At 40.7% G+C, this 10,620-nt stretch carries 13 protein-coding genes; all 13 read left to right on the forward strand.

All coding sequences use genetic code 11. From position 1 onward, the window contains the following. Positions 1-77 precede the first annotated feature (77 nt). The 13 genes from mnmE to rpsR all read left to right on the forward strand — a co-directional run bounded on the left by mnmE (position 78) and on the right by rpsR (position 10,583). Positions 78-1,457: a tRNA uridine-5-carboxymethylaminomethyl(34) synthesis GTPase MnmE gene (gene mnmE / locus QZ998_RS15475; RefSeq protein ID WP_296561740.1), complete on the forward strand. Its 1,380-nt coding sequence runs from the start codon at positions 78-80 to the stop codon at positions 1,455-1,457. 10 nt (positions 1,458-1,467) lie between these two features. Then, positions 1,468-3,369, forward strand: a complete 1,902-nt coding sequence (gene mnmG / locus QZ998_RS15480; protein WP_296561741.1) for a tRNA uridine-5-carboxymethylaminomethyl(34) synthesis enzyme MnmG — start codon at positions 1,468-1,470, stop codon at positions 3,367-3,369. Next, complete coding sequence (gene rsmG / locus QZ998_RS15485) at positions 3,362-4,084, forward strand: 16S rRNA (guanine(527)-N(7))-methyltransferase RsmG (RefSeq protein ID WP_296561742.1); 723 nt, start codon at positions 3,362-3,364, stop codon at positions 4,082-4,084. The genes mnmG and rsmG overlap by 8 nt, the downstream gene beginning before the upstream one ends. A 232-nt stretch (positions 4,085-4,316) precedes the next feature. Next, a complete protein-coding gene (locus tag QZ998_RS15490) occupies positions 4,317-5,081 on the forward strand; it encodes a ParA family protein (RefSeq protein ID WP_296561743.1) in 765 nt (254 codons plus the stop codon). A gap of 2 nt (positions 5,082-5,083) precedes the next feature. Then, on the forward strand, positions 5,084-5,977 hold the full coding sequence (locus QZ998_RS15495) for a ParB/RepB/Spo0J family partition protein (protein ID WP_296561744.1): 894 nt from the start codon (positions 5,084-5,086) through the stop codon (positions 5,975-5,977). Between the two features lie 44 nt (positions 5,978-6,021). After that, positions 6,022-7,104 (forward strand): hypothetical protein, encoded by a 1,083-nt coding sequence (locus QZ998_RS15500; RefSeq protein WP_296561745.1) that lies wholly within the window; start codon positions 6,022-6,024, stop codon positions 7,102-7,104. After that, the gene (locus QZ998_RS15505) at positions 7,101-7,754 is read left to right on the forward strand and encodes a CvpA family protein (RefSeq protein ID WP_296561746.1); all 654 of its coding nucleotides are present in this window, start codon (positions 7,101-7,103) and stop codon (positions 7,752-7,754) included. The genes QZ998_RS15500 and QZ998_RS15505 overlap by 4 nt, the downstream gene beginning before the upstream one ends. A 9-nt stretch (positions 7,755-7,763) precedes the next feature. Continuing rightward, positions 7,764-8,639 (forward strand): mechanosensitive ion channel family protein, encoded by an 876-nt coding sequence (locus QZ998_RS15510; RefSeq protein WP_296561747.1) that lies wholly within the window; start codon positions 7,764-7,766, stop codon positions 8,637-8,639. A gap of 8 nt (positions 8,640-8,647) precedes the next feature. Then, the gene (locus QZ998_RS15515; protein ID WP_296561748.1) at positions 8,648-8,848 is read left to right on the forward strand and encodes a DUF951 domain-containing protein; all 201 of its coding nucleotides are present in this window, start codon (positions 8,648-8,650) and stop codon (positions 8,846-8,848) included. A 17-nt stretch (positions 8,849-8,865) separates the two neighbouring features. After that, positions 8,866-9,483 (forward strand): stage II sporulation protein M, encoded by a 618-nt coding sequence (locus tag QZ998_RS15520; protein WP_296561752.1) that lies wholly within the window; start codon positions 8,866-8,868, stop codon positions 9,481-9,483. A 112-nt stretch (positions 9,484-9,595) separates the two neighbouring features. Beyond that, positions 9,596-9,883 carry a 30S ribosomal protein S6 gene (gene rpsF / locus QZ998_RS15525; protein ID WP_296561749.1) on the forward strand — a complete coding sequence of 96 codons (288 nt, stop codon included), beginning with the start codon at positions 9,596-9,598 and terminating at the stop codon, positions 9,881-9,883. Positions 9,884-9,894: 11 nt separating this feature from the next. After that, on the forward strand, positions 9,895-10,338 hold the full coding sequence (gene ssb, locus QZ998_RS15530) for a single-stranded DNA-binding protein (protein ID WP_296561750.1): 444 nt from the start codon (positions 9,895-9,897) through the stop codon (positions 10,336-10,338). A gap of 17 nt (positions 10,339-10,355) precedes the next feature. Then, entirely contained in the window at positions 10,356-10,583 is a 228-nt protein-coding gene (gene rpsR / locus QZ998_RS15535) for a 30S ribosomal protein S18 (protein WP_296561751.1), read from the forward strand. Positions 10,584-10,620 lie beyond the last annotated feature (37 nt).

Genomic DNA, 10,620 nt, shown 5'->3' on the forward strand with positions numbered 1-10,620 from the left:
TGGGTCATACTTGTAAACCCCTAGATTTTATTATAATATAAGAGATTAGGAAACGATTATTAAGACAGGAGAAAAAATTGGAAGTCTTATTACTAAATGAAGATACCATTGCAGCGGTTGCCACTGGTATGGGAGGCGCCGGAATTGGGATCATCAGAATCAGCGGATCTAAGGCCGTGGCTCTCGGCAATAAGCTATTTGTAAATCCTCGGGGTAAAACCCTGGCAGCGGCCAATAGCCATGAATTGCTTTATGGAAGAATTGTCGATCCGGTCGCAGGAAAGGATATTGATGAGGTGCTCATTTCTAAAATGAATGCACCCCACTCCTATACTGCCGAAGATGTGGTGGAAATAAACTGTCATGGTGGGATTGTCCCAATGCGCAAAATTTTAAAGCTGGTTATTTCTTCCGGGGCTCGCCTGGCCGAACCTGGGGAATTTACCAAGCGGGCTTTTTTAAATGGGCGAATCGATCTGACACAGGCCGAAGCCGTCATTGATATCATCAATGCTAAAACCGAAAAAAGCCTGGAATATTCTGTGGCTCAGCTGGAAGGTCGATTATCTCAGAAACTAGAAGTGTTAGATAAAACATTGGTTGAAATTTTATCGCATATGGAAGTCAATATCGACTATCCCGAATATGATATTGAAGAAATCTCCTGCGATTTTGTGAGCAGCCAAATTTCGGGGCTACTCACCAAAATTAAAGAAATCCTGGTGGTGGCAGAAACTGGGAAGATTTACCGGGAAGGCATCACCACCGCGATTCTGGGTGAGCCCAATGTCGGAAAATCATCCTTATTGAATACTCTATTAATGGAGAATAAAGCGATTGTCACCGATATTCCTGGAACAACCCGTGATACCATTGAAGAATATCTTAATATTGAAGGGATTCCCTTTAAAATTATCGATACCGCTGGAATCAGAGAAACCGATAATCTGGTTGAAAAAATTGGGGTTGAAAAATCGAAGGCGCTCTTAAAGCAAACTAATCTGGTAATCTTTATGCGCGATATCTCAAAGGAAATGTCTAAAGGAGAAAATGAACTCATCGCATTACTTAAAAACCGCAAAACGATTTATATTGCCAATAAAACTGATGCCATCAGCGGAACCGATATCGAGATACCCGAACCCTGGATTCCGATGTCGCTGCTTGAAGATCAGGGGATTGAAACGCTACGACAAAAAATGCTGGAGATGGTTTTTGAAGGAACCGTCAATCAGGATGCTGACTATCTGATCACGAATACCCGACACATTCAATTATTGGAAACAACAAAAAATAGTCTGGAAAACGCCATCCATACGATCCAGAGCCAAATGCCGCTGGAACTTGTCAGCATCGATGTTATGGAAGCGCTAGAGGCACTTCGGGGGATTACCGGCAAGGCTGTGGGTATGGATATCATTGATCAGATTTTTAAAAATTTTTGTATTGGAAAGTAGAGGAAAGAGAATGACCTACCCAGGAGGAGACTACGATATCATCGTCATTGGCGCTGGCCATGCTGGTTGTGAAGCAGCATTGGCCAGTGCCCGAATTGGACTTAAAACCCTGTTACTAACGATTAATCTGGATTCGGTGGCAATGATGCCCTGTAATCCATCGATTGGTGGCACCGGAAAAGGACATTTAGTCAGAGAAATTGATGCCCTCGGCGGTGAAATGGCAAAAAACATTGATGCGACGATGATTCAATGTAAGATGTTAAATACTGCCAAAGGCCCAGCGGTTCATTCATTGCGGGCGCAGGCTGATAAAAAAGCCTATCAGTTTCGGATGAAAGAAGTCATTGAGAACCAGGTGAACTTGCTTTTAAAGCAGCAGGAAGCGACTGAGATTATTGTTGAAGACGGAAAGATTACCGGCGTGATGGTTAATACCGGCGCAGTTTATAAGGCTCAGGCAGTTATTATCTGTAGCGGAACTTATTTAAAAGGACGCATCATCATCGGTGATGTACAGTACGATAGTGGTCCTAACGGCTTATTTCCGGCCATGTATTTATCTGATAGTTTAGAAAAAAATGGCATCGCACTGCAGCGTTTTAAAACCGGAACCCCAGCTCGGGTAGACGCAAAAAGCCTGGATTATTCAAAAATGATTATTCAGGAGGGGGACCAGCAGATTGTTCCTTTTTCCTTTGAAACGGATACGATAAAAATTGATCAAGTACCGTGTTACCTGACCTATACCAATCCTGAAACCCACGATATTATCAATGCTAACATCGAAAGATCGCCGCTGTATACTGGCGACGTGGTGGGAATTGGTCCCCGTTATTGTCCATCAATCGAAACCAAAGTGATGCGCTTCCAAGATAAGGAGCGTCATCAAATTTTTATGGAACCGGAAGGTCTTAACACTAACGAGATCTACGTCCAGGGAATGTCCTCCTGTCTGCCGGAAGATGTTCAGATTGCCTTATACCGAACGGTACCGGGAATGGAAAAGGTGGAATTTATGCGTTCGGCCTACGCCATTGAATATGATTGCATCCATCCAACCCGATTAAAGGCATCTTTGGAATCTAAGGAGGTAGCGGGTTTGTTTTTCGCCGGGCAGATTAATGGAACTTCCGGTTACGAAGAAGCGGGAGCCCAGGGGTTGATTGCCGGCATTAACGCATCACTCTATTTACGGGGTGAACAACCTATAATCATTGATCGATCCGAAGGTTATATTGGGGTACTCATCGATGATATTATTACAAAAGGAATCGATGAACCCTATCGGATGATGACATCCCGAGCCGAATACCGATTATTATTAAGACAGGATAACGCCGATCTGCGGCTAACCGAGATCGGCTATCGGGTGGGTCTTATCAGTGAAAGCCGTCATCAGAAGTTCCTGGAGAAAAAGGAACAAATCAAACAGGAGATTAATCGTCTTAGTCAGGTCATGGTTAAACCCAATCAGGACAATAATGCAGTGCTTAAATCTTTTGGCAGTTCAGAAATTCAGCATGGTTTATCAATCGCGGAACTACTTAGACGACCGGAAGTAAAATATTTAAAAACGGAGGTTTTTGATCCAGAACGCCCAGCCCTTCACTGGAGCGTGGTGGAACAGGTTGAAGTACAAATTAAATATGAGGGTTATATTAAAAAGCAGTTGCAGCAGGTTGAGCAATTTAAAAAGCTAGAGCACAAGCTAATTCCAGAAAAACTTGATTACACCAAAATTGGGGGACTGCGGATAGAGGCCGCCGAAAAGCTTCAAGAAATTAAACCCTTGTCGATCGGTCAGGCGTCGCGAATTTCTGGCGTCTCGCCGGCAGACATTTCGGTTTTATTAATCGCTATGGAACAGCGCCGAAGAAGTTCAGATAAGGATGGAGCAGCAAATGAATAATCGTCTCGAAAAATTGATTGCCCTGGGCAATCAGGTTGAAATAACCATTAATCAAAAACAAGCAGAGCTGCTGATCGCCTATATGGATAAGCTCCTGGAAAAAAATAAGCACATCAATCTGACTCGGATTACCGATGAAGACGAGTTTATCAGACTTCATTTACTAGATTCACTAACCTTACTCAAGCTAATTAAGAACCCCCAGGCAAGCATCTTGGATGTCGGTACCGGGGGTGGTTTTCCAGGCATTCCGCTGGCGATTTTGCTGGAAGGGGCGCAGGTTAGCTTGATGGACTCTACTAAAAAAAAGCTCAAGGTAGTCCAGGCCATTGCCGAGGAGTTAGGCATTAGTAACGTTCAAATCCTTCATGGTCGAGCAGAAGAATTAGGGCAAAATCGTGATTACCGGGAAAAATATGAGGTGGTCACATCCCGGGCGGTAGCAAACCTTACCCTTCTTTCTGAATACTGTTTACCACTAACAAAGGTTGGTGGACAATTTTTATCGATGAAGGGAAGAGACTACCAGGAGGAGTTGGAGTCTGCTAGAAAGCCAATCACCGTTTTGGGTGGGCAAATAGTTGAAATAGAAAAGGGTTTATTACTGCAAAGCGATTACGTTCATGTTATAATAAATGTAAAAAAAATAATAGCAACACCCAATCTTTTTCCGAGAATAAACGGAAAAATCAAAAAGGAAGTATTTCCACTTTAAAGACTGGCATTGCAAGAAGAAATAAAGGGTTTTATGATACGATTAATTGGTTTTTAAGAGATGTTTCACGTGAAACATCTCTTAAAAATGAAAAAGTCCAGATTGTTAGCAGGTGTATGTTTCACGTGAAACATACACCTGCTGACAACAAGCTAAAGCAGGTTTAAGGTCGTTAGATTACTAAGGGAAGTTTCATAAACACAGCGTGAGTGAATAAATTTAAGGAGCGAGTATGGCGAAAATAGTGGCAGTATTTAATCAAAAAGGTGGTGTTGGAAAAACAACCACAAATATCAATTTAACCACTGCCCTCAGTTTGGAAGGATACCGGATCCTGGTCATCGACATCGACCCGCAGGGAAATACCAGCAGTGGATTCGGCATTGAAAAGAATAATCTAAAAAAAAGCGTCTACAACGGCATTATCCATGGCGACGATCTCAAAGAGATCATTCTGACGACAGCTTATGATAATCTTCATATCCTTCCATCCCATCCAGATTTGGCGGGGGCAGAGATTGAACTGACGAATATGCCACAGCGAGAAATGCGCCTTAGGAACAGTATTAAAAATGTTCAACCATTTTATGATTATATATTTATTGACTGCCCGCCATCACTAGGGTTATTGACCATCAATGCGCTGGCCATGACAAATACCGTATTAATACCGATCCAATGCGAGTTTTATGCTTTGGAAGGGGTAAGCCAATTGATGAATACCATCAGTCTGGTAAAACAGGGACTAAATCCGCAGTTGGAAATTGAGGGTGTGGTGATGACTATGTTTGATAGTCGGACTAATCTATCAAATCAGGTTGTTGATGAAGTCGTCGATTATTTTAAAGATAAGGTTTATGAAACGATGATTCCCAGAAATGTACGGTTGGCCGAAGCCCCCAGTTATGGGCAAACCATTTTTGAATATGCCAACTCATCAAAAGGATCAAAAGCATATCTTGCCCTTGCAAAAGAGTTTATACAGAGACAGGAGTAGTTATGGGAAAAAACACAGGTTTAGGAAAAGGGCTTAGAGCATTGTTTCCTGACGAAGCGGTGATTACCTCACAAGAAGATGAAGTGTTGGAGGTTGACCTGGAAAAACTTGTTTTTTACGTAAAAACAAACAATCTTCGACCTAACCCGAAGCAGCCTCGCAAAAGCTTTGATCGCAATAAATTGGAAGAATTGGGCGCATCAATAAAAGAACATGGAATCATTCAGCCACTAGTGGTTAAACCAGAAACGAAGGGTTACACTATTATTGCCGGAGAAAGACGCTGGCGGGCGGCAAATATGATCGGCTTGAAAGAGGTTCCGGTTATCGTCAAAGATCTACCGCCAGAAGAAGTTTTAGAGATTGCCATTATTGAAAATGTTCAACGAGAAAACCTGAACAGCATCGAAGAAGCGATGGCCTTTGAGACCTTAATGGAAAATTTTAATTTGACCCAGGGAGAAATTGGGATAAGAATTGGAAAAAGTCGAACTGCTATTGCCAATACCCTCAGACTTTTAAAGCTACCGAAAAACATTCAGGAGAAATTAGCACAGGGCGAGATTACCTCGGGTCATGCCCGAGCCATACTAATTCTGGAAGAACCTGAAAAAATGGAAGATTTTGCCAATCTGATCATCGAAAAGGGAATGAGTGTCAGAGATGCAGAAAGGCATATTAAAAAAATGCAAACCGACGGTCTGGCAAAACCGTTGCAGAAGAAAAAAGAAGATAAGGGATATATTATCGAAATCCAGGATGCTTTGGAGAAGAAATTTGAAACCAAGGTGCATTTGAGCAACCGGGGAAAAAAAGGAAAAATTGAGTTTGTCTATTCATCACTTGAGGAATTGGATCGTTTGCTCGAACAATTGGGTTATGAAAAAACAAACTAGAATCAGTCAAGTGATGACAATTCTATTATGAAATGGAGAAAAAAATGAACCAAATCAAAAGAAAGAGACGATTGTCTGCGCTCGAAGCCGCAGTGTTGGGTAATATCCTGTATATTGTGATTGTGCTGATATTTAAGAATGTATTTGATCTAATCAGAACGAATGATTTCAACTACCTGTTTAATGGTATTCAGTTAATAACTATCGGGGCGTTCTGGATGACATTGTTTGCGGTCAGCTTTAAAAGTATTAGCGGGAATGAAAAGCCAAAAGCCTTTAAGTATGTATTTTATAGTCTGATTCCGATTATCGTTTTAACGGCAACACTAACCATCGTTGCGACCATGAATCCAGGACAGGACACAAACAGTATCTGGAATCAATTTACCTTTATTGCAGCACCAACGATATTCTGGTATCTGCCATATGGATTAATTTATCAATTAATCGGCAACGAAGTATCGATTTTTATCTTCTTCGGGATGGCCTTGATTCTAACGATTATATTTCAGACCGTTGGCATAATTTTAGGGCGAATCCTCGGGCGTAAATATTGGGAAGAGACTAAAGCGGAAGATCAGCGGGACTTAGAGTATGATTTAGAAGCAAAGAAAGAAAAGAAAAAATCCCGAAGAAAATCGAAAATACCGAAACGAGAAAGCATTGGTTTAGATGGACTTTCTGATGAACAGATCAATGAAGGTTTCACACCAAAAGAAACCGAAGCCATGAGTATGACCGGGGTGATCATTGAAGATAGCTATGTTGTAGCAGAGCGGACAAATTATCCAAAACCGCGAAAAGACAGAATTGAAAGAGGACTTTTTGAAACGATCGACCCTGATGAGGAAGAAAAACCTTTTACTTCAAAAAATGTTCCGCCAATCTATGAGACTGATATTAAGCCAGCCGCGATACCGGAGATAGCATCAAGTCCGGATAGCAGCAAGCTACTATCCGACACCGACGAGCAATGGAATTTAACTCATCCCAATCAACTAGATGATTTAAATAAAAGCGTTAGCCTGCATGAAGAGACTGATGATAAATCGTTTTTAATGGAAACCAGTGCGGTGCGGATTATTAACGAAGAAGATATTGAAGAATATTACAGGAATAAAAAATGAGTCTTTCAGCATTAACATCGCTTGATTATATTTGCATCCTGATATGCTTGTTTTCAGGAATAGCAGGATACAAACGAGGTGCAATAAATACCCTGATTAGTTTCGGGGGATTTATTGCATCTTTTGTAATGGCCTGGATTTTTTCGCCGCTGCTGGCTAATTGGATGATTCAAACAGGCCTACTGAACGGCCTGTTTGAAACAATTAACATTGAAACGGTTTCTCAATCGCTACTAGATCTGAGTGCTCAACAAAGCGGTTTAACCACTGCATTGCTAGGAGAAGCAGTTATGAATGGCGGACAATCGCTGATCGATCAAAGTTTGACGGCAGTGACTGCGCTGATTACGTATGGCATTGCCCAAAGCATCAGTTTTGGTGTCATTGTTATTGGGGTTTCGGTGTTAAGTTGGATTCTGCAGATCATCTTTCTCGGGGTATCAAAAATACCCGTTATTGGGACAATTAATCGATTAGCGGGGATGTTGATCGGTTTGCTTTTAGGAGGGACAATCATAGCGGTCGGGCTGTGGGTCTTTTCGGTCATCAATTTCTCAACCGGTGGGGTCGCCAATCTGCCAACAGGGCAAAACAGTTATCTGATTCAGATTGGACTACCAATAGTACTTAACTACATAAAAATTCAATAGGAGACGATAATGGAATATTTAACAACTAGTTTTACATCCTATTTAAATCAAATCGATTTTTCGCATTTGCTGCAAAAATGCCTAATTTCTGCGATTGTCTTGATTGTCGTCGTGATCAGCTTAAAAATTACCTATGGTGTTTTCGATCGAATTTTTGACGGCGAAAAGGCTGGCCTTGAACCGCGAGAAGCCCGACGCATTATTACCTTAAACCGCGTGACAAAAACTGCCACAAGAGCAAGCATCTGGACGCTGGCTAGTCTGATTATCCTCGGTCAGTTTATCAATGTCGGTTCACTGCTGGCAGTCGCTGGAGTTGGAACTCTGGCCATTGGTTTTGCTGCCCAGGGTATTGTAGAAGATGTGATGAGCGGTTTTGTAATTGTCTTTGAAAATCAATTCAGTGTTGGTGATTATGTGATCATCGACGAAACTCATTATGGTATCGTCGAGACCATTGGCATCCGTACCACCAGTATCCGGGAATTTAATGGGGGACTCTTTATCATTCACAATGGAAAAATTGATCGCTTGATTAATTATTCTAAAGGACATGTCAAAGCAATTGTTGATGTGGGCTTTGCTTATGAGGAAGATATTAATAAGGTAACAGAAATACTGGAAGAAATTTGCAAGGATCTCTATGAGAATCAGCCGGACCTATTTAACCTTCGCCCGGAAATACAAGGCGTAACTCGACTGGACCCATCAGCTGTTAATATTCGGATCGTTTGCGATGAAGATATCTCAAACCGCTTTATGGCCGAAAATACATTGAGGCAACGCATCAAAGAAGTGTTTGATGAAAAAGGAATCGAAATTCCATACAATAAAACGGTCATTTATAGCCGCGAATCAATCAAAAAAATGCATCAAAAAAGCTGAGGTGAAATATGGAAGTAAAGGTTTATGAACTTGGTGATCGGGTAGAAATGAAAAAAAAACACCCCTGTGGGAGTTTCCAGTGGGAAATCATTCGGATGGGGGCAGATATCAAAATCAAGTGTCTGGGATGTGGTCATATTGTTATGCTGCAGCGATCTAAATTTAATAAACAGATAAAAAAAGTAATAATCAACGAGGACAAGGTATAAAAATGAAAGCTTATTTCATGACCCATTGGAATGGTGCGGAAACGTACTTTGAAAAAAACCTTAAATCAACATTCTATTTTTGTCTGACTTTTTTTGGAATGATGATCGTTACAAATACGCTACTTTTTCTCAGTGATCCCGGCTTAAGTCAAAGCTATTTTAAAGAATTACAGTCCTTGTTTATCCAAAAGGAATTTCTTGACGGTACTGGATTAGAATTATGGTTTGGTATTTTTTTTAATAACATCATCGCTAGCGGGATCAGCATTCTTTTGGGGGTGATTCCATTTTTGTTTCTGCCGATCTTTGCGCTGGCCTCCAATGCTATTATTATCGGGCTTGTTGGAGCGGTTTATCAATCAAATGGGATCGGTTGGTTTGTTTTTTTAGTTGGCATTTTACCCCATGGGATTATTGAGATTCCGGCACTGTTATTAGGGGTTTCATTGGGGGTTAATATCTGCCTCAAGTTAGTTCGAACAATCCTAAGAAGAAGTATTAAAGGCGAATTAAAACAAGCAGTCATCGGAAGTTTGCGAATTTATATATTATGGATAATCCCACTCTTTTTCATTGCGGCATTCATTGAAACATTTATGACGCCGATTCTATTTAACGCCGTTTTGCCAATTTGATTTAAAAAGCAAAAGAAAACACTTGCATCAGTGACAAGATATGATATAATTAAAAGCTGTAATCCTTGCTTGCTGGAAAAGTGAGCCATAGTCCATGAGGAGGTGAAATGGAATGAGAAAGTACGAAACATTATTTGTTTTAAAACCGGATCTTGAAAAAGAAGCGAATGAAGAATTAGTTGGCAAAGTAAAGGCTGTTATTGAAGCGGCTGGAGAAATTGAAAAAGTCGACGAATGGGGCAAAAGAAAATTAGCCTACGAAATCGCTAAAAAGTATCAAGAAGGCTTCTACGTATTAATTGACTTCAAAGCTGAAAACTCAGTACTGGATGCGTTAGATCATTTATACAAAATTAACGAGCAGTTTATTCGAAGTATTGTAATTAAAAAAGAGAAATAGGGGGCAATTCTGTGAATAAAGTAATTTTACTAGGAAGACTAACCCGAGACCCTGAGATGAAAAACACCACCACAGGTAAAGCAGTGACCCGATTTAGTTTAGCTGTCGATCGTCGCTTTAAAAATAAAGACGGACAAAAAGAAGCCGACTTTATTAACATTGTGGTATGGGGCAAACAGGCGGAATTTGCAGCGCAATATCTAAATAAAGGAAGCCAAATCAGTGTATCAGGACGACTACAAGTAAGCAGTTACGATGGACAGGATGGTCAACGACGTTATATGACAGAAGTTGTTGCAGATGAGATTAATTTTGTATCTTCTGGCCAGAAAGGTTCTACCGCTGGTTCCCAACAAGCTTCAGCGCCACAAAGCGCAAATAATAACAATATGTCAGTAATGGGATTAGATGAAGATTTTCATTTAATGGCCGATGATGACGATATACCTTTTTAAGATAGGAGGAAAAAACAATGCCAAAACCATTTAAAAAGCGAAGAAAAGTTTGTGAGTTCTGCGACCGAAAAGTAGAAAATGTTGATTATAAAGATGTAATTACACTGAAGAAATTCGTTTCAGAACGTGGTAAAATTTTACCAAGACGAGCCACTGGTACTTGTGCTAAACATCAAAGAAAGGTAACTGAAGCGATTAAACGTGCGCGAAACGTTGCCCTTTTACCATATAGCTCAAATAACTAAATTTTATAAAGCTGTTTGTTTCAGGAAGAACCTGAAG

It is taken from the genome of uncultured Acetobacterium sp. (assembly GCF_927416815.1).
Lineage (GTDB): Bacteria > Bacillota > Clostridia > Eubacteriales > Eubacteriaceae > Acetobacterium.